This is a genomic window from Fibrobacter sp., assembly GCF_045601785.1.
Taxonomy (GTDB): domain Bacteria; phylum Fibrobacterota; class Fibrobacteria; order Fibrobacterales; family Fibrobacteraceae; genus Fibrobacter.
Map to the genome: position 1 here is coordinate 1 of NZ_JAZSAF010000020.1, position 20657 is coordinate 20657.

Annotated in this window: 24 protein-coding genes and 1 pseudogene; 15 read left to right on the plus strand and 10 right to left on the minus strand. The window is 48.4% G+C overall.

Annotation, left to right across the window (positions count from 1 at the left end):
* Window positions 1-262: 262 nt before the first annotated feature.
* Window positions 263-922, minus strand: coding sequence for an FISUMP domain-containing protein (locus ACKI61_RS03220; RefSeq protein WP_407456359.1), 660 nt, complete (start codon window positions 920-922; stop codon window positions 263-265).
* A gap of 28 nt (window positions 923-950) precedes the next feature.
* Here ACKI61_RS03220 and ACKI61_RS03225 point away from each other — a divergent pair, with 28 nt between their 5' ends.
* The 6 genes and pseudogenes from ACKI61_RS03225 to ACKI61_RS03250 all read left to right on the plus strand — a co-directional run.
* Window positions 951-1472: a hypothetical protein gene (locus ACKI61_RS03225; RefSeq protein WP_407456360.1), complete on the plus strand. Its 522-nt coding sequence runs from the start codon at window positions 951-953 to the stop codon at window positions 1470-1472.
* Between the two features lie 384 nt (window positions 1473-1856).
* Complete coding sequence (locus ACKI61_RS03230) at window positions 1857-2087, plus strand: hypothetical protein (RefSeq protein WP_407456361.1); 231 nt, start codon at window positions 1857-1859, stop codon at window positions 2085-2087.
* Window positions 2074-2433 (plus strand): PIN domain-containing protein, encoded by a 360-nt coding sequence (locus ACKI61_RS03235; protein WP_407456362.1) that lies wholly within the window; start codon window positions 2074-2076, stop codon window positions 2431-2433. Before ACKI61_RS03230 ends, ACKI61_RS03235 begins: the two co-directional genes overlap by 14 nt.
* Window positions 2434-2838, plus strand: coding sequence for a winged helix-turn-helix transcriptional regulator (locus ACKI61_RS03240; protein ID WP_407456363.1), 405 nt, complete (start codon window positions 2434-2436; stop codon window positions 2836-2838). It begins immediately after the preceding gene.
* A 58-nt stretch (window positions 2839-2896) separates the two neighbouring features.
* Window positions 2897-3772 (plus strand): radical SAM protein, encoded by an 876-nt coding sequence (locus ACKI61_RS03245; protein ID WP_407456364.1) that lies wholly within the window; start codon window positions 2897-2899, stop codon window positions 3770-3772.
* A gap of 1 nt (window position 3773) precedes the next feature.
* Window positions 3774-3953: pseudogene (locus ACKI61_RS03250) on the plus strand (flavodoxin family protein); the annotation flags it as partial.
* 69 nt (window positions 3954-4022) lie between these two features.
* On the opposite strand, the gene ACKI61_RS03255 reads toward ACKI61_RS03250, so the two are convergent.
* Window positions 4023-4553: a hypothetical protein gene (locus tag ACKI61_RS03255; RefSeq protein ID WP_407456380.1), complete on the minus strand. Its 531-nt coding sequence runs from the start codon at window positions 4551-4553 to the stop codon at window positions 4023-4025.
* Between the two features lie 503 nt (window positions 4554-5056).
* On the opposite strand from ACKI61_RS03255, the gene ACKI61_RS03260 reads away from it, so the two are divergent.
* The 5 genes from ACKI61_RS03260 to ACKI61_RS03280 all read left to right on the plus strand — a co-directional run bounded on the left by ACKI61_RS03260 (window position 5057) and on the right by ACKI61_RS03280 (window position 10307).
* Entirely contained in the window at window positions 5057-5224 is a 168-nt protein-coding gene (locus ACKI61_RS03260) for a hypothetical protein (protein WP_173319863.1), read from the plus strand.
* The gene (locus ACKI61_RS03265) at window positions 5224-5829 is read left to right on the plus strand and encodes an N-acetyltransferase (RefSeq protein ID WP_407456365.1); all 606 of its coding nucleotides are present in this window, start codon (window positions 5224-5226) and stop codon (window positions 5827-5829) included. The genes ACKI61_RS03260 and ACKI61_RS03265 overlap by 1 nt, the downstream gene beginning before the upstream one ends.
* Window positions 5830-6018: 189 nt before the next feature.
* Entirely contained in the window at window positions 6019-8253 is a 2235-nt protein-coding gene (locus tag ACKI61_RS03270) for an inorganic phosphate transporter (protein WP_407456366.1), read from the plus strand.
* Between the two features lie 15 nt (window positions 8254-8268).
* On the plus strand, window positions 8269-8946 hold the full coding sequence (locus ACKI61_RS03275; RefSeq protein ID WP_407456367.1) for a response regulator transcription factor: 678 nt from the start codon (window positions 8269-8271) through the stop codon (window positions 8944-8946).
* Complete coding sequence (locus ACKI61_RS03280) at window positions 8943-10307, plus strand: ATP-binding protein (RefSeq protein WP_407456368.1); 1365 nt, start codon at window positions 8943-8945, stop codon at window positions 10305-10307. Before ACKI61_RS03275 ends, ACKI61_RS03280 begins: the two co-directional genes overlap by 4 nt.
* 21 nt (window positions 10308-10328) lie before the next feature.
* Here ACKI61_RS03280 and ACKI61_RS03285 read toward each other — a convergent pair whose 3' ends face one another.
* From ACKI61_RS03285 to ACKI61_RS03310, 6 genes are read right to left on the minus strand one after another with little or no spacing between them, the layout of a single operon-like run.
* Window positions 10329-10514, minus strand: coding sequence for a hypothetical protein (locus ACKI61_RS03285; RefSeq protein WP_407456369.1), 186 nt, complete (start codon window positions 10512-10514; stop codon window positions 10329-10331).
* A 39-nt stretch (window positions 10515-10553) separates the two neighbouring features.
* A complete protein-coding gene (gene phoU / locus ACKI61_RS03290; RefSeq protein WP_407456370.1) occupies window positions 10554-11240 on the minus strand; it encodes a phosphate signaling complex protein PhoU in 687 nt (228 codons plus the stop codon).
* On the minus strand, window positions 11240-11998 hold the full coding sequence (gene pstB, locus ACKI61_RS03295) for a phosphate ABC transporter ATP-binding protein PstB (RefSeq protein WP_407456371.1): 759 nt from the start codon (window positions 11996-11998) through the stop codon (window positions 11240-11242). The genes phoU and pstB overlap by 1 nt, the downstream gene beginning before the upstream one ends.
* Complete coding sequence (pstA, locus tag ACKI61_RS03300; RefSeq protein WP_014546376.1) at window positions 11998-12831, minus strand: phosphate ABC transporter permease PstA; 834 nt, start codon at window positions 12829-12831, stop codon at window positions 11998-12000. Before pstA ends, pstB begins: the two co-directional genes overlap by 1 nt.
* Window positions 12828-13700: a phosphate ABC transporter permease subunit PstC gene (gene pstC / locus ACKI61_RS03305; protein WP_407456372.1), complete on the minus strand. Its 873-nt coding sequence runs from the start codon at window positions 13698-13700 to the stop codon at window positions 12828-12830. The genes pstA and pstC overlap by 4 nt, the downstream gene beginning before the upstream one ends.
* A gap of 4 nt (window positions 13701-13704) precedes the next feature.
* Entirely contained in the window at window positions 13705-14721 is a 1017-nt protein-coding gene (locus ACKI61_RS03310; RefSeq protein WP_407456373.1) for a hypothetical protein, read from the minus strand.
* 221 nt (window positions 14722-14942) lie between these two features.
* On the opposite strand from ACKI61_RS03310, the gene ACKI61_RS03315 reads away from it, so the two are divergent.
* Window positions 14943-15824 (plus strand): substrate-binding domain-containing protein, encoded by an 882-nt coding sequence (locus ACKI61_RS03315; protein WP_407456374.1) that lies wholly within the window; start codon window positions 14943-14945, stop codon window positions 15822-15824.
* Between the two features lie 174 nt (window positions 15825-15998).
* Here ACKI61_RS03315 and ACKI61_RS03320 read toward each other — a convergent pair whose 3' ends face one another.
* Window positions 15999-16511, minus strand: coding sequence for a flavodoxin (locus ACKI61_RS03320; protein WP_407456375.1), 513 nt, complete (start codon window positions 16509-16511; stop codon window positions 15999-16001).
* Window positions 16512-16699: 188 nt separating this feature from the next.
* On the opposite strand from ACKI61_RS03320, the gene ACKI61_RS03325 reads away from it, so the two are divergent.
* Window positions 16700-17512: a LysR family transcriptional regulator gene (locus tag ACKI61_RS03325; protein WP_407456376.1), complete on the plus strand. Its 813-nt coding sequence runs from the start codon at window positions 16700-16702 to the stop codon at window positions 17510-17512.
* On the opposite strand, the gene ACKI61_RS03330 is transcribed toward ACKI61_RS03325, so the two are convergent.
* Window positions 17484-18389 (minus strand): helix-turn-helix domain-containing protein, encoded by a 906-nt coding sequence (locus ACKI61_RS03330; protein ID WP_407456377.1) that lies wholly within the window; start codon window positions 18387-18389, stop codon window positions 17484-17486. The two genes, ACKI61_RS03325 and ACKI61_RS03330, sit on opposite strands and share 29 nt — an antisense overlap.
* A 154-nt stretch (window positions 18390-18543) precedes the next feature.
* Between ACKI61_RS03330 and ACKI61_RS03335 the strand changes: the two genes are divergently transcribed.
* The gene (locus ACKI61_RS03335) at window positions 18544-19599 is read left to right on the plus strand and encodes an efflux RND transporter periplasmic adaptor subunit (RefSeq protein WP_407456378.1); all 1056 of its coding nucleotides are present in this window, start codon (window positions 18544-18546) and stop codon (window positions 19597-19599) included.
* Window positions 19596-20657 (plus strand): efflux RND transporter permease subunit (locus ACKI61_RS03340; protein ID WP_407456379.1); only part of this gene is annotated, 1062 nt, incomplete at its 3' end. The genes ACKI61_RS03335 and ACKI61_RS03340, both read left to right, overlap by 4 nt.

The following is a 20657-nucleotide window of genomic DNA, read 5'->3' on the forward strand; positions in this document are numbered from 1 at the left end:
GCGGAAAGGGCGAAGAATGCCGCGAGCACCGCCACCCACAAGAAACCAAGACCCTTGACACACTTCATACCATTATCTCCTGTAAAAATTTTCACCACCCACAAACCAAGCAATGTGAAATATGGAATGTGGAATTTATACCGCAAAATCCATCATGAACCGAGGTTCGAGTTGTTCGATTTTGAAACTATTACGGCTAGAGCCTTTTTTACAATTTCGTTTATCCATTTTTTACCCAATGTAAAGTGATTTCAGTAAAAAGTTAATTTCGAGCGCAACGGACGGAAAATCCTTCCGTTTTGTATTGTTCAATTCTCGTTCCACCATCACCTTTTATCGCATAACCACAATATGCAGCTTCTTTAGTATATGTTTTAGATTCTTCAGGATAAAACCAGTATGTTCCTTCTTTTAGTCCTGTAAAAGTGTGTCTCCAGTTATATCCCGCGCCAACCAAACTATATCCCGTATAATTTAATCCTCCAAACGCAGTGGCATTTACCCCTTTCCAACCAGCATCATTTCCATCTGCGTGAACTACAATATAAAAGTCATTATATGTCATAAGATGCCAGTCCTTTGGGCAAATTCCCTGATGATTTTTTTGAATCAAATGAGCACAACTTTTGGTATTACAACTATCATTGAAGCCCATCATTTCAGCCCACTGGTAAAGCCCACCATACTCCACACAGTTCGTCGTATCATTGTTATAACAGTAACGTTCTATTTCATCATTATTTTTTTGATCGGTTGCACCATCAACCATTATACCAACATTGAGATTTTCCGCAAATACCGTTACAGAAGCCTTTTTTCCACTTGTATCTTTACCATTTATTGTCAAATAGAAATACTCTCGTCCATTGCGAGTATCCTTATATTTTTTATACGCTCCCGCCTGTAAACTATCTGCTCCCAAAGGACGATAACAATAATCATACCCAGGCGTGCATAATCTGGAAGAGTCAACTTCAAAAACGGAACTACTGGATTTAGGGAAGACAGAACTTGAACTAGACTGTTTCTCGGAGGAACTACTGCTTTGCTTTTCGCTTGAAGACGAGTTCTCCGACGAACTAGATACATCCTTCTTGCTGCTAGAAGAATCTCCCGACTTTACGGAACTGGAACTCTTGGAATCAGAAGAAACTTTTGTTTCTTTTGTGGAACTACTCGACTTAGTGTCACTACTAGATGACTTGTCTTTGGTTTCGTTAGTAGACCCATTCGACTCCGCTGACGCTCCGCTCAGGGTGACACTCGAATCGGGCGACTCTACAGACGAACTGGAAACACCTGTTTCATCGGAACTAGCCGACGAAGAATCGTCGCAGGCGGAAAGGGCGAAGAATGCCGCGAGTAGGCAGATGGTTATGAGCCGGCCCTTCGGCAAGCTCAGGGACCTTGGAGCAATGAAATTTTTCATAAAAACATCCCCGTCTATAGTTTATCTTGTTAAATATAGGTAATGCCCCAGCCAAAGTCCATACCCCCCCCCATTGTAAAATTTAGGTAACAAAGTGCCCGACAAGATGATAGCGGATCCTCGCCTTGATTCGACTTCGCTCACCACAGGTCGCGAGGATGACGAGAAGGGTTGCGGGGTTTTTAAGGGGCAGAGCCCCTTAGGTGAGGGGGTGATGGAAGACTTGGCCTGGAAGGGTGACAACAGGCCAAGGCTGCAATCAGGGGGAGGCTTCCCCCGCCCGCGCCCCAAATGTAAGCCTTTTATGGTAGATTTGGTAAATTATACAAGACATCCAAAGCGATTGATTTCGGAATCTGCCTAGTGAAAGAGCGCGGGGCTTGCCTTTAGGGCCAAATTTGTATATATTGTATGGAGGAGGTTCGCCATGACTACGATTGCCGCCTATTTTGATGGAAATTCCGTTCAGACGCTGGAAAAAGCCCCGATGAAGCGTAACCAGCGGTTGCTGATTACTGTCCTGGATGAATTCCTGGACAGCGGCGCAGGGGTCAAGTCCTTGCGTGGCGGTCTGTCGAAATATGCAAATGCTGAGTTGCGTTCCCAGGAGTCTGCGGCATGGGCTTCCGCGGCAGAGGAAAAGCATGCAATACGTTGACGCGAACGTTTTTCTCCGCTTCATACTCGACGATGACCGTGAAATGGCAGATTATGCCGAAGAATTGCTGGCAAAGCATCAAGCGTTCGCCCTGCCCGAAGTCATTGCCGAAATCATCTATGTCTTGATGAAAGTCTACAAGGTCTCTCGGACAGAAATCGCCAATCAGGTGAATTCACTTCTGGAATATGCGGACACATACAACCCTGATGTAATGCGTTATGCCTTGTCGATGTTTGCCGAAACATCCTTGGATTTTGTAGACTGCGAACTCATCGCGTATAACCATGTCAGGAACGCCGAAATTGCGACTTTTGACAAGGCATTGAAAAAACATCTGCGTTAAATGCCCGAAAGTTCAGACAACATCGAAAAAATCATAGGCGAAATCACGGTCAAGGATTCCAAGACGCTCTGCCGCGAGGTGATGTCCATCGGCGACACCATGGACGTCCTGCGCAGCAAGTGGACCGTCGAGATTCTCACGGCAATCCTCTGCGGGAACACCCGTTTCAAGGACATCCTCGCCTCCATCCACGGGCTCAGCGAAAAGGTCCTGACCATGCGGCTGCGGCAAATGCAAGAAGACAAGCTGCTCGAAAAGTTCGAATGTTACGGCTACCCGCCCCGCGTCGAATACCGCGTGACCGAGCACGGCAAAAAGCTCTACATCATCGTTTACCGCATGTCAGAATGGGGCGCGGAACACCGGAGAATCATACTGGGCGGCCACTTACCAAACGGTAAGTAACGATACGGAATTTCAGAATAGAGCATATCTTATAACCGACAAGAAAAAGGAAAAAGATATGCATTTTACCGAACCCGTTTACAGGAACCCCTACTGGCCCACGTGGCCCCTCATCCAGATTACGCAGGGCTGCACCCACAATAGTTGCAAGTTCTGCACCATGTACAAGGACGTGTCCTTCCGCATGCAGCCCATGGACCTGCTGGAAGAAGACCTGCGTGAACTCCGTGCCGACGCCCCTCACGCAAAGACCATCCAACTGCTGAGCGCAAACCCGCTGGCCCCCACCTACGACAGGCTCATGCCCCGGCTGGAACTCATCAAAAAGTATCTGCCCGAACTGGAGCACATGTACACGGCTACGCGGGTCTCTGACCTGAAAAACAAGACCGTGGAGCAGTTGCGCAACCTGCGCGATATCGGCGTGAACGAGATTTCCCTTGGCGTAGAAAGCGGCGACGCCTGGACGCTGAAACGCATCAACAAGGGCTATGCCCCCGAAGATATTCTGGAGCAATGCCACAAGCTGGAAGAGGCCGGAATCCACTACTGGGTCACCTTCCTGAACGGCGTGGCAGGCCGCGAGCACAGCGAAGATCACGCCATACACACGGCAGAAATATTCAACCAGCTGAAGCCCATGCTGGTAGGCACCGGCGGACTCACGCTGTTCCCCGGGACGCCGCTCCTGGAAGAAGCCCGCCGCGGGGAATTCACGCCGCTTACGGAACGCGAGCTGATGCAGGAACTGAAACTTTTCCTGGAGCGCCTGACCTGCGACTGCGAACTCAATACGCACCACACGTCGTCCATGAATTTGAGCGGACCCTTCCTTGCCCGCAAAAAAGAAATTCTAGATTCCCTGCAATACGGCATCGACCATTTCGACATGGACAAGCTGACCATAATCCGCAACAAAAAGAGGACTCTGTAATATGACCAAGGCAATGTTTATCAACGGAAGCCCCCGAAGGAACGGCAATACGGCCAAACTCCTGAACCGCGCCATGGAAGGTGCGAAAGACGCCGGTGCCGAGGTGGAAATGGTAAACCTATACGACCGCGACCTGGTTTACAAAGGCTGCATGAGCTGCTTTGCCTGCAAGGTCAAGGGCGTGCCCACCCCCCCCGGCATTGAAGTGTCGGGGGGGGGGGTGTTTTCAATATTCAGTTTATGGATTTTCTTATTTTATACCATAAACTATACCTGTTTTCTCTTTAGTTCTATAATTGTAGTGATAAGCCAAAATTTCTCCCATCAAGGATTCTCCCGGCATATTTTCAACCTCTATTATAAAACTCAAACTATCTGCATAGCTGTTATTAGATTTGCAATAACCTGAATCTATTACATCTTTTTCCTTTATTTCTCCGAAAGATACTTTCGTAATCCACCATACATTGTTATAAACATAATCTCCGTTATCAACAGGAGCGCCAAGAGGTCCTTTTTCATCAAAAGTCTCTAATATCTCTTTATAAACAAGAGAATCTAACATACATGGAACCGCTATATGACGCCTTTTGCCTTTTATATAGCAAGGCTCACAAGCGTGAATAGTATCTACCGATTTTTTTTCACTTGTTGCACAACTTACAAGCAAAATTGTCGCAAACATCCAAATAGAAAATCGAAATAAAGAATCAATAGTCATCTCAAATGAATTGGATTTGTAGTTTTTTTTAATAGTGGGTTCATGAACGACCATATTCATTACCGGTTAAGTTAAATAATTTTCCCGATTTCATCTAGAGAACAAGAGCAAAAACTCTCTATATTTCCAATTCAAATGTAATTTAAACTCGAGTCAAGCGCACCAAAAATTTACAAAAGGAGCGTCATCTGGCAACCAACCACTTTTGGACTTGAGCGCACCCGCTTCTTAAGACAAATTGCCGGGAGAGGTGCTGGAGTCGTCCCCGCAAGCAATAAATGCAACACCGAGCACCCCAGCAAGGGCACAGACCACAAAACTTTTGGCAAATGAATTCTTCATAAAAAACCGTCGTAATGATTTACCCCTAAAAAATAACAAGGTGGCATGCAAAATTCTTCCATTTTGTCATTTTATGACACTTCAAAAATTTATTTTTGCTCTAGCATGGTCAAAAGGCTTCTTTTTCTTCAAATAAACCTTTTGGCCCTAGTTTCACCACTTGCACCAGCACGAGGAAAAATGTATATTGACTATAGTTCAATTCAACAATGGAGGTCATCATGGCACTAGCAATCGCATCAGTACCGATACTGACCGGCGAAGCGTCGGACAGGTTTGACCTCATGATGGAAGAAAGTGAAAAGCGTCGTGGTTCCATCGATTTCTCCAAGCAAATTGAACAGGCCAGAGACATTCTCTCCAAGGCCGACTTTAGAGAATTTAAGTAATGAATTTTCTCCAACAGAATTGCCGCTTTGGGTTCTACACTCAAGGCAAGGCCACCCTATGCAAATCATTCAAGTGCGGGGACAGCGACTTGGACGATTTCTTCACAAAAGACGCTTTTTTGCAGAGCGAAGAGTTGCTTTGCAAGAATTATTGTTTTTCTCTTGTCGATGACCCGGCTCAACTGGTGGCGGTTTTTACACTTTCCAATGACAGCATCAAGAAAATTCCGGGGTCACGCAAGAAGAAAGTCGAGAAAAACATCCCCCGCGAAAAGATATACAGCAGTTATCCGGCAGTCATGATCGGTCGGCTCGGAATTAGCCTTGATTTTCAGAGCAAACATCTGGGGAGCGACGTTCTCAGTTTTATAAAGGCTTGGTTCGTTGACCCGCTTAACAAGACCGGTTGCCGTTTTCTGCTGGTAGATTCCTACAACAAGGAACGGAATCTCAAGTTTTACCAGAACAACGAGTTCAAATTCTTGTTCAGCACCGAAGAACAGGAACGCGAATTCCGAGGACTCGCAACAAAGAAGCCTTTAAACAGTCGCCTGATGTATTTCGACTTGATTGAATTAAAGAAAAGGACCAGCAATCCTAAGTAAGGCGCAAGCCTACTTCACCCACTTGTCGACTTCTTTCTGAGCCTTTATAACTTACTACACCGCAAAAAGTAAAATCTGTGTAAAGCGGCGTAAAGCCTTTGTAAAGTCCTAATAAAACCTTTGGAAAACTTCATTCCATCGCCTTGCGTATTGTCGCAAGGCTTTTTAGTTTGTCGCCTAGGAGATTTTATGACTACGTTTTATATCATCCTTGTGGCAATGCTGCTTCTGCTCGCCTTGATGGACTTGTTCGTGGGTGTCAGTAACGATGCCGTGAATTTCTTGAGTTCTGCTGTCGGGAGCAAGGCCTTTAAATACAAAACACTGATGTTTTTTGCTGCAGTAGGAGTCTTTTGTGGCGCCACATTCAGTAGTGGCATGATGGATATCGCACGGCATGGCATTTATATGCCCCAGTATTACTCCTTTGCAGAACTTATGTGCGTATATGCGGCGGTGATGTTTACCGATGTGATCCTCCTTGACATATTCAATTCCTACGGTATGCCGACATCGACTACGGTATCAATGGTCTTTGAACTTTTGGGCGCCTCTGTGGCTATCGCCAGTATCAAGATTCTTTCTGACGACACCCTGGAACTGGGAAACCTCATCAACACCTCTAAGGCTCTGACGGTGATTTTGGGCATTTTCCTTTCGGTGGCCATCGCTTTTGTAGTTGGCCTTGCGGTGCAGTATGTGACGCGCCTAGTTTTCTCCTTTGGCTACAAGAAGTATATTCGATACTTTATTGGTGTTTTTGGAAGCATTTCCCTGACGTCCATATTTTATTTTATCCTTATCAAGGGTCTCAAAAATATGAGTTTCGTGGGGCCGGGCTACAAGGCGTTTCTCGCGGAAAATGAGACCGTTCTTGTGGCAGGCATGTTCGTCGCGTTTTTCATCCTTTGTCACCTGCTCCATGCAGTAAAAGTAAATGTGCTCAAGGTAATCATTGCTTTTGGGACTTTTTCTCTGGCCCTAGCCTTTGCCGGAAACGACCTTGTAAATTTTGTGGGTGTGCCTCTCACCAGTCTTTCTTCGGTGCAGCACTTGATGGCTGCTGGGGGCAACCCTCAGGATTTCAATATGTCCTTCTTGCTGGAGTCGGAACCAGGACAGTGGTACTTGCTGATGGTTGCTGGGCTTACCATGGTATTTTCCCTTGTGTTTTCCAAGAAGGCCCGGAATGTGGTGAAGACTTCCGTATCCCTCGCGGCCCAAAATTCTTCTGAAGAAATCTTTGGTACAAATCCGGTCGCTCGCGCCTTAGTTCGCAGTTCTAATGGTGTCGTAAAATTTGTAACAGAATTTATTCCAAGAAAAATTTCGGATAAAATTAACACCCGCTTTAATACCAAGGAAATGATTCTGGAAGAGGATAGCGCCGCCTTTGATTTATTGCGGGCTTGCGTAAACCTAATGCTTGCAAGCTCCCTCATTGCATTGGGCACGTCCCTGAAACTCCCCCTTTCTACGACCTACGTGACATTTATGGTGGCTATGGGCACTAGTCTTGCCGACAAGGCATGGAACCGCGAAACGGCCGTATACCGCATTACAGGGGTACTCTCGGTAATTGGCGGATGGTTCCTTACGGCATTCGCCGCATTTGCCAGTGCTTCTGCTGTGGCGACAGTGCTTTACTTTGGCGGTTTCCCTGCCATATTCGGTCTTTTTGCCGTGGTCATTTTCGTATTGATTCGTTCGAATCTGAAATACCGAGAAAACAAGAAGGGTAAGGCGGAGGAATTGTTTGATAACATCTTGACAGCTCCCCCCGAGACAAAGGTATACCCCCTTATACAGGAATACAGTCGTGGTGAGTGGAGCGAAATACTCCGTTGGTGCGCTGACTGCTACGAAAAGATAATTGTGGGACTTTTGCGAGAAAACTTGGGAAAACTACGCTCCGTGAACAAACAAATTAAAATTCTGAAAAAACATATCCAGAGGAACCGTCGCCATGGAACCTTATGTACGGAAAGACTTGCCCAGGAGGATATGGTGGTAAAGAATTTCTTTTTGTACCAGGCAAATGATTTTATGGGAGATGCATTGTTTAGTCTGGAACAGATTTCTTCGCCATGCAAGAACCACGTGGATAACGCTTTCAGTCCCTTGGACTACGAAAAAAGAAAAGAGCTTTTGCGTACGGTATCCCGTGTGAAGATACGGATTGAAAAGACCGCCTCGATGATAGAAACCATGGATTTCAGGAACTATAGCGAGGTCCGTGAACAATTGCGGGAAGAAGGGACGAGGATATTTGACGAGCGTAAAACGGAAATGATGAAGGGTGTTTCCGAAAACATCCGCGCGGAGATCCTTTATTTAACTATTCTTTATGAGTCCTGGGCATTGTTGGATGCGGTCAGTTCTGTAGCCAAAGCCAGCAGGAAATTTCTTACTGTAAAACAATAATTTGTGTGTGGTCCTATGATTTATATTGTGGAAGACGATGTCGAAGTTCGGGAAATGGAAACTTATGCTTTAAAAAGCAGCGGTTTTGACGTGATGGCTTTCGAATGCGGTAAAGTTATGGACGAACAAGTTAAGACTAGGGTGCCAGACTTGTTTATTTTGGATATTATGCTCCCTGGCGAAGATGGTTTAAACATTCTCAAACGCTTGCGAGTGCAAGAAAATACAAAGGGCATCCCCGTCATCATGCTTACGGCGAAAGGAGCTGAACTTGACAAAGTGAAGGGACTTGACTTGGGAGCGGACGACTACATAGCAAAACCATTTGGCGTTCTAGAATTCATTTCACGTGTACGAGCCGTGCTACGCCGTTCTGAACGAAGCTCATCCGAAAGTACGGAAGCGTTGAACTTGGCTCTAGGAGGAGTGACACTCGATGATCAGCGTCGTTCGGTAACTGTTGGCGGAATCGCTGTAGAACTCACTTTTAAGGAATATGAACTTTTGAAACTCCTGATGTCCCGACCGGGAACTGTTTTCTCTAGGCAACAGATTCTAGAAAAGATTTGGGGGGTGGATTTTGATATGGATACACGCACCGTAGATATGCACATAAAAACGCTTCGGCAGAAGTTAGGGGTACAAGGCTCTATCGTACAGACCGTGCGAAACGTGGGGTACAAAGTTCAATGAAAAACAGTCTCCGTTTCAGCTTGATTTATGTCGGAGTTCTCGCCGCTCTCTTTGCAGTGTATTTTACGGCTCGCGTTTTTGAAAATGAAATGTCCGAACAGCAGAAGCGAGATTTGAGAGAAACAGCCTCCCTTATCAAAAATTTCTATGGACAGATTCCTTCTGAGAACTTCCGAAAAAATCTGGATTCCATTGCCAGCAAACGTTTGCGCGTAACTCTGGTGGACCGGGACGGAAAGGTCCTCTACGAAAGTGACGCGAAAGCTGGCAAAATGGAAAATCATAGGAGTCGTCCCGAAATCATGGACGCAAATTCCAAAGGAATAGGCGAAAACCTCCGCTATTCAGTGACTTTGAATGCCCAAGTGTTCTATGTTGCAGAACGACTGTCAGACGGCAAAATTCTCCGTTTAAGTCGTCGTCAAGCGAGTCTTCACGAATCCGTATCTAAGACCATGCCTTACCTATTAGCGCTGTTGACAGGCATTGTTGTTGTGGCTGTTCTGATTGCTTTTGGCTTGAGCCGCGCTTTTGTGCGACCGGTGCAGAAACTGGCTGAAAACCTGGGGCAGCCCGAGCTCATGGACGACGAGGGAATTTACAAGGAAATCGCACCGCTTGTCAAAACCATCCGCAAGCAGAACCGGGAACTGCAACTCACCATAGAGCAACTTTCCGAAGAAAAGAAGAAGACCGCCCAGATGCGTGACGAGTTTACCGCTAATGCTTCTCACGAGTTGAAAACACCTCTTACCTCCATTTCGGGCTACGCGGAACTCATCGAAAATGACATGGCGAAACCCGAAGATGTGAAACTCTTTGCCGGAAAAATCCACAAGGAAGCGAACCGTCTGCTTTCCATTGCGAATGACATCATGACTCTTTCCAAGCTGGATGCCCCGGGAGAATCTGCGATAGACTTGAACGAGACTGTAGACCTGTGGCCCCTAGCTTCCGGTTGCATCGAGGAGTTGTCCCTTAACGCCAGCAAGAAAAACATCCAAGTGTCCCTGGAAGGGGATGCTGCCGCTCAGGTACAGGGCAATTACAAGCTCCTTTTTGAAATGCTTTACAACCTGGTAGATAATGCCATCCGCTATACGGAACCGAGCGGTACCGTGAAGGTTCTGGTGCAGGAAAAATCCCTGACGGTGAAGGATTCAGGTATCGGCATTCCCGAAGAAAATCAGCCTCGCATCTTCGAACGCTTTTACCGGGTAGACAAGAGCCGTTCCAAGGCCACAGGCGGCACGGGATTGGGCCTTGCCATTGTTAAGCATATCGCCGAAGTGCACCATGCAGAGATTTCGTTACAATCCGCCATAGGCGTAGGCACGGAAATCACCGTGACCTTCTGCTAGAAGCAAGCCTATTTCTCCCACTTATGGCTCTGTCGGGTCAAAGGCGGTCCTATCGAAAACGCGGGTGCCACCAGAACCGATAATAGAAACGGGCCCCCTGTTCACCATCATCATGCGGATTTCGTCGCACATGTCATCTACGGAATCCATGTCCACCAGGCCGCAGAGCAGCCGCAGGGTTCCGATATTGAAACTACGGCTACCCATAAACAGGCCCTGGTAAAGTCAGTTTCATAATATTCCTAGTTACTTTTCATCGAAATCGTCGACCCCGTTCAAGAGATTGGCTCCATGATGAGTACCGGTTTCTGCAAAAATGGCCCACCGAGCCACATTCAAGGCGTGGTCGCCTATGCGTTCTAGGTATTTGGCGATCATGATGGAATTGATAATGCACTCGGCATCGCTTTCCGTATTTCCGATGGTTTTCACTAGTTCCCGCTTGGCAGAGCGGAATAGAAAATCTACGTCGTCGTCACTATCGATAACAATCTGAGCCAACTTCAAGTCCTTGCGGACAAAGGCGTCGATACTTTGCGCCAGCATCTTGAGCACATCGATTCCCATGGGCGGAATAGCGGCCAGTTTCAGGGGAGCCCCGTCCATGTCTGTACACCCCGCCACAATTTCAGCAATATCTGCAGCCTGGTCGCCGATGCGTTCCAGGTCCCCCACCATTTTTAGGGAGGCCGAAATCAGGCGCAAGTCCCGGGCTACAGGCTGCTGGCTCAGCAAAAGCCGCAGGCAAAGAGTCTCAATTTCCTTCATCTTCTGGTCGATTTCCTTGTCGCCCACCACAATCTTCTTGGCGGTTTCACGGTCAAAGGCCAGCAAGGCGTCTATGGAGGCCTTCAGGGAATCTTCCACCAGGGCGCCCATTTCTATAATACCCCTGTTCAGGGCTTCCAGTTGCGAATCAAAACGGTTTCTCATTATCCAAATCTCCCGGTAATGTAGTCCTCGGTGCGCTTGTCCTTGGGCAGCGAGAACAGGGTTTCTGTCTTGTTGACTTCGATGACTTCCCCCAAGAGGAAGAAGGCGCTCCTGTCGGAAACACGGGTGGCCTGCTGCATGTTATGGGTCACCATGACGATGGTATAGTCCTTCTTGAGTTCCAGAACCAGGTCCTCGATAATGGAGGTGGAAATGGGGTCCAAGGCGCTGGTGGGTTCATCCATCAGGAGCACTTCCGGCGAAACCGCCAGGGCACGGGCAATGCAGAGCCTTTGCTGCTGACCGCCGGAAAGGCCGAGAGCGTTCTTTTTCAAGCGATCCTTCAACTCGTCCCACACACCGGAATTCCGCAGGGACTTTTCCACGATTTCGTCCAGTTCCGCCTTGTTGCGGATGCCGTGGGTCCTAGGGCCGTAGGCGATGTTATCGTAGATGCTCATGGGAAAGGGATTGGGTTTCTGGAACACCATGCCCACCCTTTTCCGGAGAATGTTGGGGTCCATTTTTCCGTATACATCCTGGCCATCCAGGAGGATATGTCCCGTAATCTTGCAGCCTTCCACCAGGTCGTTCATGCGGTTCAAGGACTTGAGTAAGGTGCTTTTACCGCAGCCGGAAGGCCCAATAAAGGCCAAGATTTCGTTGGGCATAATGTTAAGGTTCACGTCTTTCAGCGCATGGAAATTACCGTAGTACAGGTCCATGCCGCGAATAGAAATTTTTTCGTTAGGTGTCATTAGGTTTTTCCGATTTTCTTTGCAAATTTGTTAGAAATCCAGTTGATAAGAAGGATTACCAGAATGAGGATAACCGAAGTGGCGTAGGCCTCGCCGGTATGGAAACCTTCTCGAGAAAGTTCGTACATGTGAACAGACAGAGTCCTGCCCGAAGAGAATATTCCCTTGGGAAAATCCGCCACCGTACCTGCCGTATAGACAAGGGCGGCAGTCTCTCCCACCACACGGCCCACCGCTAGGATTACACCTGCAAGGATTCCCGGAACGGCTGACGGTAATATTACCGACAAAACCGTACGGAGCTTACCTGCCCCGAGGCCGTAGGAACCTTCGCGATAACTATCTGGAACAGAACGCAGGGCCTCTTCAGTGGTGCGCATGACCAGGGGCAAAATCATGATGGAAATGGTCAAGATACCGGAAACCAAGGAATATCCCAGGTGCAGGAAGGTCACGAAGAACAGCATTCCGAAAAGACCGTAGATAATGGAGGGAATTCCGGAAAGGGTTTCGGTAGTGATCCGCACCAGTCCCACGATCTTGTTTCCGCGGCGGGCGTATTCCACCGTATAGATGGCAGCACAGATTCCTAAAGGGCCTGCCACCAGGAGAGAACCAAACACGATGATAACCGTATTCAGGATGGAGGGCAGGAAAGAGACATTCTCCGAGGTGTAAGTGAGAGAAAACAGGGAGGGTTTCAGGAATGGGATACCCTTCACCAATATATAGAGGATCAGGAACCCCAGGGTGCATACCGTAATGGCGATGGCCAAGGACACGAGGATTCTCAGAAACAGCGAAAAGGGCGCATGCTTATAGTATCCGATCATTTGACAACCCTCTTCTTGAGAATGGAAAACAGCAGGTTGATAGTAAGGATAAAGGAGAATAGCACCACACCGGTGGCAATGAGGGCTTCGCGGTGCAGGTCCGTGGCATAGCCCATTTCCAACACAATGTTGGCGGTCAAGGTCCTGACTCCCTCGAAAATACCGTCGGGCATTCGGGCCTGGTTTCCAGCCACAAGAATCACTGCCATGGTTTCGCCAATAGCCCGGCCAAAACCCAAGATGATACCCGCCACGATTCCCGAAGTGGCCGCCGGAAGAACCGTGAAGAATACACTCCTTTCGTGGGTGGCCCCGAGAGCCAGGGAGCCTTCGTAGTAGCTGTTGGGTACAGCCCGCAGGGCGGCCTCGGAAACGGAAATGACGGTAGGCAAAATCATGATTCCCAGCAGAATCGACGCCGTAAAGATGCTGAAACCGCTCCCGCCAAGGTGCTGCCGCACAAAGGGGACGATGATCACCAAGCCAAAGAAGCCGTAGATCACCGAGGGAATGCCGGCCAGGAGTTCCACGGCGGGTTTCAACACCCTGTGGAGCCTTTCGGAGCAGAACCGAGCCAGGAATATGGCCGACAGGAGCCCCACCGAGACGCCGATGGCAAGGGCACCCAGGGTCACGTAGAGGCTGCCCAGGATCATGGGGAAAATCCCGTAGATCGCAGGCTCGTCCGTGGGGGCCCATTCCGTTCCGAACAAAAAGTCCGTAAAGCCTATCTTTAGAATGGCGGGGACACCGTTTGCAAAAAGGAACACGCAGATTAGGGCAACAAACAGGATGCTTGCTAGCGCAGAGACCAGGAAGATGGTGGACGCGGCCCGTTCCTTGAATGGACTGGATAAACTGAGTTTCATAGGATTACTTGATGGTAGTCGTGAGGCGGGCGCTAAAGCCTACATCGGACATTTTGTTTTCGCTATAGACCGTCGCCTGGATTTTTCCGTGGGAACCGATCTTTTTCACGAGACCTACAGCCCAACCCAATTCATCGGCATCAGCGTTCAGTTCGTCACGGTTAGCGACGTATTCCACTTCGGCAAAGGCCTTGTCAAAAATACCACCGGTAGGAAATTCCACGCCGCCGTACACCGGGAAGTACTGGGTATCCTGGCCGTAGAGGGGCTTTACGGCAGTGCCCGCTTCAATGGAAGCTGCATTCACCTCGTCGTCTTCGCCGGTCATGATAGCTGCCGCTTCGGCGTATACCGCCAGTTGCTTGGATCCCTGGTAACGGGCCCGAAAATCCACCACATGGGTCAGGACTGCGCTATATTGCATCGGGTCAAGAACGTTGGCGCGATAACCCAGACCGAGTTTCAGGGCTTCTCCCAATTTCAAGTCGTCGTTCACGCGGAGGTAACCCTTGTTGAAATTACCGTCATCGGTACCCACCATCACGTTCAGCTGGTTGCCGGCCATTTTCCAGCCCAGCTCAAAGGCGTCGTGGGCGTAATCTCGAACTAGAAAGCCCCGCTTAGAAAGATTCTGGTCCAGGTAGCCACCGAAATTACCGGCACCTTCCGTATCCGTCTTCCAGTGACCCAGTTTCAAGTTCAGTCCGGAAGTTGCCCACTTGTAATTTCCGTAATAGGTATCGGCCTGAAACTTGTCTGCACCTCCATTAAAGTGGGGGGCGTACATGCGGATAGTCACCTTGGCGTCGAAATTTTCGGAGCTGTACGTTCCGCCGATATTGGCTCGAAACCAGAAGTTATCCAGAGTGTTTTCCTTTTCATTGTCGTAAAATGCCTTGTAGGCCTGAGTTTGAATATTTCCGGTCAAGTCAAAGCCGCTGGCCTTGGATTCTTCGGCGGCGCTAGCCATGCCGATAGTGGTAACAACAGCTGCGATGATGCAAGATTTCTTAATCGTCATTTTGAACTCCTTTGGGCCAAGCCCTGTTTGAATGACGGCATCAACTTAGATTGTCATTGTAAAAACTGAAGAGGGGGCGAAGTAAAATATTTGAGAAGTTCTTGAAAAGAATAAAAGAGGAGTAAAGGCTTTACAAAGATTTTACCCTACATGCTATTGGGTCTTTACATAGCATGTCTAACTTGTGGTCATCATTCAAAACCAACCAAGGAGTATCAAGAATGAAAAAACTGGCTTTAACCGCTTGTGTAATTAGTTTAGCTGTAATGGGTATTACGGCAGCCTGCAACGGAGAGAACGAAAAGAACGTCGAAGTCGCCACCACCAAGCAGCCTGAAATTTCCGTCATCGCCCGAGAAGCTGGTTCCGGCACTCGGGACGCCTTTAACGAACTGGTGGGAACCCTTGTCAAGCAAGATGGAAAGAAAAAGGACAATACTACCAAGGACGCGATTACCATCGACGGCACTCAGGGCGTCATGAGTGCCGTAGCCGGTAACGAATACGCCATCGGCTACATTTCCCTTGGCTCCCTGAACGGTTCCGTGAAGGCCCTGAGCATTGACGGTTTCGCTCCCACCAAAGAAAACATTAAGTCCGCCAAGTACCCCATCGCCCGCCCCTTCAACATTGCCACCAAGGGCAAGATGAACGACGCCGTAAAGGACTTCGTGAACTTTATCCTTAGCGCCGACGGCCAAGCCGTTATCGAAGGAAACGGCTACATCAGAGTTTCCGATGGTAAAAAATTCCAAGCCCAAAAGCTGAAGGGCAAGATCGTCATTGCCGGCTCTTCCAGCGTGTCTCCGGTCATGGAAAAACTCAAGGAAGCCTACATGGCCCTGAACCCGGAAGTGGAAATCGAAATTCAGACCAACGATTCTTCTTCGGGAATGCTGGCCGCCAAGGAAGGCACCTGCGATATCGGCATGGCTAGCCGCAACCTGAAACCCAACGAACTGGAAGTCTTAACTTCCCAGACCATCGCCCAAGACGGTATTGCCGTGATTGTCAACAAGCAGAACCAAGTTTCCAATATTGCCCTGTCCAGGTTGCGGGATGTGTATACCGGACTTATCCGTAAGTGGAAAGACGTGAAGTAAAAAACGCAACTATGAAGTAAAACGAAAAAGAGGTGAACAGGATTCATCTCTTTTTTTTATTCAAGCAAATTGGACAGGCCAGAGACATTCTCTCCAAGGCCGATTTTAGAGAAAGCTAGCTCTTGGACTGAATTGAAGAAGAGGACTAGCAATCCTAAGTGAGGCGCAAGCCGCCTACTTCACCCACTTATCGACTTCTTTCTGGGCCTTGTCGCGTTCGTTCTGGGCCACGTGTCCGTAGATGGCAAGGCCGGGGGGCACATTCGCGCCAGTCACCTTCTTGAGGCGGGCTACACCCGAAAGGCCGCTACCTTCGTGGGTCACGAAGGGGTGAATTGTCTTGCCCTTCAGGTTATACTTTTCGAAGAAGGTGAACATGGGCATGGGCATTTCGCCCCACCACACCGGATAGCCGACGTAAATTTCGTCGAATTCTTCGGGGTTCACGTTCACCGGCTTGATGGCCGGGCGCGCGTCCTGCGCAAGTTCCTTCTTGGCCACGTTGATGCAGTCGTCGTAGCCCTTGGGGTATTCCTTTGCGGGCTCCACATGCAAGAGCGTGCCGCCTGTCTTTTTCGCGATCATCTCGGCAATGATTTCGGTATTGCCCTTGGAAATGTTCCCGACGGAATAGTTTTCGTCTGCGCGGGAATAGTAAACGACGAGGATTTTCTTTTCTGCTGCCATAGAGACTCCTAGAAGAAGTGATAAAAGAATCAAGGTGATTTTTTTCATGGGATCCGCCTTTTTTTTTCTTGAACCGGTTGACTATAATATAAATAAATTCAGGACGGCCGCGTAATGCGTAATTTTTATGCCCACTATGCGTGTAGTGCATAGCGGATTTATTATATTCTCCCCAAAAGGGGCTTTTTATGTTTGTCGAGACTTACATCTTGCGATTGCTGGCCGGGTTCCTGGAATACGGGACGCTTTCTGCCGTTGCGGACAAGCTCTACACTTCACAGCCGGCGGTGAGCCGCGCGTTCAAGAAGCTGGAAGACGAAATCGGTGCTCCGCTCTTCGAGCGCAAAAAGAACCGCATCGAGCTGAACGAGAAGGGACGCATGGTCGCCGAATACGCGAAGCGCATCATGGATTTGCAAGGCGAGATGATGGAAAAGGTGAGTCCGCAGGGGGCAGGCACGCGCACGTTCTCTATCGCGTCGGTGGCCATCCTCCCCGCCATGCGGATGGTGCAGGAACTGCAGGAGAAATACCCCGGCGCGCAGGTCACTTACGAAATTATCGACAATGAGGCGGGCGTGCTGAAGGCGCTGAACGAGGGCACGGCGGATATCGGCATCACGCTCAAGGCCCCGCGCGCAAAGAAATACCTTGCCGAAAAGTACATGCAGGAGCGTCTTTCGATTGCACTCCCGAAAAAGCACCCGCTTGCCAAGCGCAAGTCCATCCGGCTCCGGGAACTTAGGGGCGAGACCATCATCCAGCGCAGCAACGTAGGGTTCTGGGAGCAGGTCAAGCGCAAGAAGATTCCCGACGTCATCTTCATCAAGCACGACAGCGTGAAGGGCATTTCAAAGCTCATCGAACAGTCTTCGCTGTTGACCTTCGTTTCGGACCACAAGTTCGATTACGAAATTCCCAAGGACCGCAAGATTGTGCCCCTCGCCGACCGCGAAATGAACGTGGAATTTTTCAAGGTGACTCTAGTTTCCCAAGCCTAAAAGCCTTGGGTGACATGCCCGTCATACGCTTGAAGAACTTGCCGAAAAAGCTCACGTCGGGGAAATTGAGTTCATCCGAAATTTCCTGGACATCCATCTGAGTGGATTGCAAAAGGACCTTGGCATCGAGGGCGATGTATTCGTCTATCCATTGTTTTGCGCCCTTGCCGCTCATCTCGTCTATCACCGTCGAAAGGTATTTCGGGGTTACAAAAAGCTCGTCGGCATAATACTTGACGCTGTGTTCCTTACGGTGACGCTCTTCGACATTTCGCAAAAAGGCGTTGAATAGGGATTTCTTGCGATTGCCTCCCTGATGCACGAGGCACTTCCCGATTAAGAAATCAAAGCACTCAAAGGCGATGGACAATACAAGGTTCTTGATGATTTGGTAGCGGTGCTGATTTTTTTTGGTTATTTCGATTTTTTCTTGTAGGTGCTTGAAAGACTTCTTTAGCTGTTCGAATTCTTCTTTTTCTTTTTGCTGGTAGGGTGATTGCTTTATCATTTGAATAAGTTGCAGGCTGTCCTTGACTTGCGATGCCAAGTCGTTCATCATGTCGATGGAACAGGCGATGCATAGTGGCTTGAAGTCTTTGCTTATTTGAAGCATATGGATGATTTGACCAGGAAAAGCGACGAAAACGCCCCCCTTTTCCAATTCGTATGTGGTCATGTTGACTTCGAGCAGGCAGGAGCCTTTTTCTATCAGTATCAGAATGATTCCCTGCAGGTCAAAATAGCCCGACAGATCCAATTCGTCGATGTTATCGAATACGCCAATCTTTCCTGGAACCAGGTTTACCTGTTTCAAAATTTCCAGTAGAGAAAGATCTGCTGTTTTGATGTCGCTTGCTTTTTTGAGATGCCTGTTCATGTCTATAAAATAAATAATAATGAAATTTTTAAATGGTAGAAATTTCTTTTTTTGTGGTAAATTTGGCAAAAATAACGAAATTTTTGGTAAATATATCCGATAGTGACGAAATTTCGACCTTAAAAATCCTTTGCATGATAGATAATTTTGGAGTATGAATACGAAACTATTTATATTGCCGATTTTGTCATTGATTTTCTGCGCTTGTGAAAACGAAGCGATTGCCACGCACAACAAGAATGATGCGGACAAGGGGGCGAAAAAAGTCAAAGTAGAAACTATTGTTGCTCAAGTTACGAATGCGGGACTCTCGCATCGCTATGCGGGTTCTATCGCAGAGATTGCGGCGACGGTCGTGAGTTTTTCTTCGCCGGGGACGGTCAAGTCGGTAAATGTTACCGAAGGCAAGAAGGTGGATAAGGGCGATTGGGTGGCGACGCTCGACGAAACTTCTGCGAAGAATGCGCTAGAAATCGCATCGGCTTTGAAGAACCAGGCCGAAGATGCGCACCGTCGCATGGAAAAACTTTACCAGAACAAGAGCATTTCCGAAATCCAGTGGATGGAAGTGGAAAGCAAGTATAAGCAGGCAATCGCATCGGAAAAACTTGCGCAGAAGGCGCTTGACGATTGCAAGCTCCATGCTCCTGCGATGGGAGTAGTCTCGGGCAAGTCGCTAGAAGTCGGGCAGAACGTGCTCCCTGGCGTCCCTGTATTCAAGATTGTCGATATAGCAAAAGTTAAGGCACGCGCGTTCGTTCCCGAGAAAGAAATCGGCTCCATCCGCGTAGGAGACAAGGTTCGAATCCAAGTGGGTGCGTTAGGGAACAAGGTTTTTGACGGGAAAATATCGAACAAGGGTATTTCAGCCAATCCGCTTTCGCGCAATTACGAAATTGAGGCGGAAATCATAAACAAGAGCGGAGAACTTTTACCGGGAATGCTGGCCGAGATTAGTCTTGAAAGGCGTGATTCCTTGTCGGGTGTTGTTCTTCCGACAGCGGCAGTGATGCTTGACGAAAGGAACCGGAAATTTGTGTGGGTTGTTTCCGGCGGGCATGCGGATCGCCGCGATGTCAAAGTTCAACTGAGCGTCGATGTTTCCGGAAATGATGTCCTGGTGCAGGGAATAGAGCCCGGCGATACCGTTATCGTAAGCGGGATACAAAAGGTGGGACGGAGTACTCGCGTGGAGATTGTCTCAAAATGAAAAAGCGTTCCTTTTTTGAAACCGCAATGCGTTATCGCGCAATCGTATTCCTGATTTGCGCCATTCTCGTTGCATTCGGCGCGTATGGTCTAGAACAAGTCCGAAAAAACGAATTTCCGAGTTTCACGGTGCGTCAGGGCATCGTGCTTGCGGCGTACCCGGGAGCGAATGTGGATGAGGTCGAGAATCGCGCCACCAAGCCGCTCGAAGACTTTATTTTTACTTACGCCGAAGTTGACAAGAAAAAGACGACATCTACGACTCGCGACGGGCTTGCGATTGTGCAGGTGACCCTTGATGACGATGTCAGTGACAAAGATGCCTTCTGGAGCAAGTTCAAGCTCGGTGTGCAGGTTTTTAAGAATAGCTTGCCTGCTGGAGTTGTTGCGGTTTTGGTTATGGACGATTTTGGCGATGCGTCTGCAATTCTTTTGACGCTAGAAAGCGAGAATAAGACCTACCGTGAAATGTCGGAATATCTTGATCGTTTGACAGACAGGTTGCGTACACTTGAAAGCGTCGGTCGAATCAGTCGTTTTGGTGAACAAAAAGAACAAATCTCCATTTACCTAGATAACGAGAAACTTTCGCAGTACGGCCTGGGCTATAAATCGACGATGATGATGCTTGCAGGACAGGGACTAATCAATGTTTCGGGCTCCCTCAAGGATGGCGTGTATAATCGTCCGATTTATGTGAAAAGTGGGATAGAAAATGTTCGTGACATTCAGGAAACGATTGTATTTAGTTCGCCCGATGGTGGCGTTGTACGGCTTGAGGATGTAGCCGATGTAGTGCGTGAATACCCGAAGCCGGATTCGTACATACAGCAGAACGGTCACAAGTGCGTTATGTTGAGTATTGAGATGCGTTCCGGTTACAACATCGTGAAAATGGGTAAGGAAATTGAATCGGTGCTGCGCGATTTTGAAAATGAATTACCCGAAGAAGTCAAGATGAGGCGTGTGACAGACCAGACGGAAGTCGTTGCCGTGAGTATTCGGGACTTTCTCAAGGAATTGCTGATAGCCATTATTTCGGTGGTAATTGTAGTGATG

What these genes read in the sequence shown, in the direction of transcription:
- ACKI61_RS03230 (WP_407456361.1), top strand. Translation starts at nt 1,857, where the DNA reads ATGACTACGATTGCCGCCTATTTTGATGGAAATTCCGTTCAGACGCTG.
- ACKI61_RS03235 (WP_407456362.1), top strand. Translation starts at nt 2,074, where the DNA reads ATGCAATACGTTGACGCGAACGTTTTTCTCCGCTTCATACTCGACGAT.
- ACKI61_RS03240 (WP_407456363.1), top strand. Translation starts at nt 2,434, where the DNA reads ATGCCCGAAAGTTCAGACAACATCGAAAAAATCATAGGCGAAATCACG.
- ACKI61_RS03245 (WP_407456364.1), top strand. Translation starts at nt 2,897, where the DNA reads ATGCATTTTACCGAACCCGTTTACAGGAACCCCTACTGGCCCACGTGG.
- ACKI61_RS03255 (WP_407456380.1), bottom strand. Translation starts at nt 4,553, where the DNA reads ATGAATATGGTCGTTCATGAACCCACTATTAAAAAAAACTACAAATCC.
- ACKI61_RS03260 (WP_173319863.1), top strand. Translation starts at nt 5,057, where the DNA reads ATGGCACTAGCAATCGCATCAGTACCGATACTGACCGGCGAAGCGTCG.
- ACKI61_RS03265 (WP_407456365.1), top strand. Translation starts at nt 5,224, where the DNA reads ATGAATTTTCTCCAACAGAATTGCCGCTTTGGGTTCTACACTCAAGGC.
- ACKI61_RS03270 (WP_407456366.1), top strand. Translation starts at nt 6,019, where the DNA reads ATGACTACGTTTTATATCATCCTTGTGGCAATGCTGCTTCTGCTCGCC.
- ACKI61_RS03275 (WP_407456367.1), top strand. Translation starts at nt 8,269, where the DNA reads ATGATTTATATTGTGGAAGACGATGTCGAAGTTCGGGAAATGGAAACT.
- ACKI61_RS03280 (WP_407456368.1), top strand. Translation starts at nt 8,943, where the DNA reads ATGAAAAACAGTCTCCGTTTCAGCTTGATTTATGTCGGAGTTCTCGCC.
- ACKI61_RS03285 (WP_407456369.1), bottom strand. Translation starts at nt 10,514, where the DNA reads ATGGGTAGCCGTAGTTTCAATATCGGAACCCTGCGGCTGCTCTGCGGC.
- phoU (WP_407456370.1), bottom strand. Translation starts at nt 11,240, where the DNA reads ATGAGAAACCGTTTTGATTCGCAACTGGAAGCCCTGAACAGGGGTATT.
- pstB (WP_407456371.1), bottom strand. Translation starts at nt 11,998, where the DNA reads ATGACACCTAACGAAAAAATTTCTATTCGCGGCATGGACCTGTACTAC.
- pstA (WP_014546376.1), bottom strand. Translation starts at nt 12,831, where the DNA reads ATGATCGGATACTATAAGCATGCGCCCTTTTCGCTGTTTCTGAGAATC.
- pstC (WP_407456372.1), bottom strand. Translation starts at nt 13,700, where the DNA reads ATGAAACTCAGTTTATCCAGTCCATTCAAGGAACGGGCCGCGTCCACC.
- ACKI61_RS03310 (WP_407456373.1), bottom strand. Translation starts at nt 14,721, where the DNA reads ATGACGATTAAGAAATCTTGCATCATCGCAGCTGTTGTTACCACTATC.
- ACKI61_RS03315 (WP_407456374.1), top strand. Translation starts at nt 14,943, where the DNA reads ATGAAAAAACTGGCTTTAACCGCTTGTGTAATTAGTTTAGCTGTAATG.
- ACKI61_RS03320 (WP_407456375.1), bottom strand. Translation starts at nt 16,511, where the DNA reads ATGGCAGCAGAAAAGAAAATCCTCGTCGTTTACTATTCCCGCGCAGAC.
- ACKI61_RS03325 (WP_407456376.1), top strand. Translation starts at nt 16,700, where the DNA reads ATGTTTGTCGAGACTTACATCTTGCGATTGCTGGCCGGGTTCCTGGAA.
- ACKI61_RS03330 (WP_407456377.1), bottom strand. Translation starts at nt 18,389, where the DNA reads ATGAACAGGCATCTCAAAAAAGCAAGCGACATCAAAACAGCAGATCTT.
- ACKI61_RS03335 (WP_407456378.1), top strand. Translation starts at nt 18,544, where the DNA reads ATGAATACGAAACTATTTATATTGCCGATTTTGTCATTGATTTTCTGC.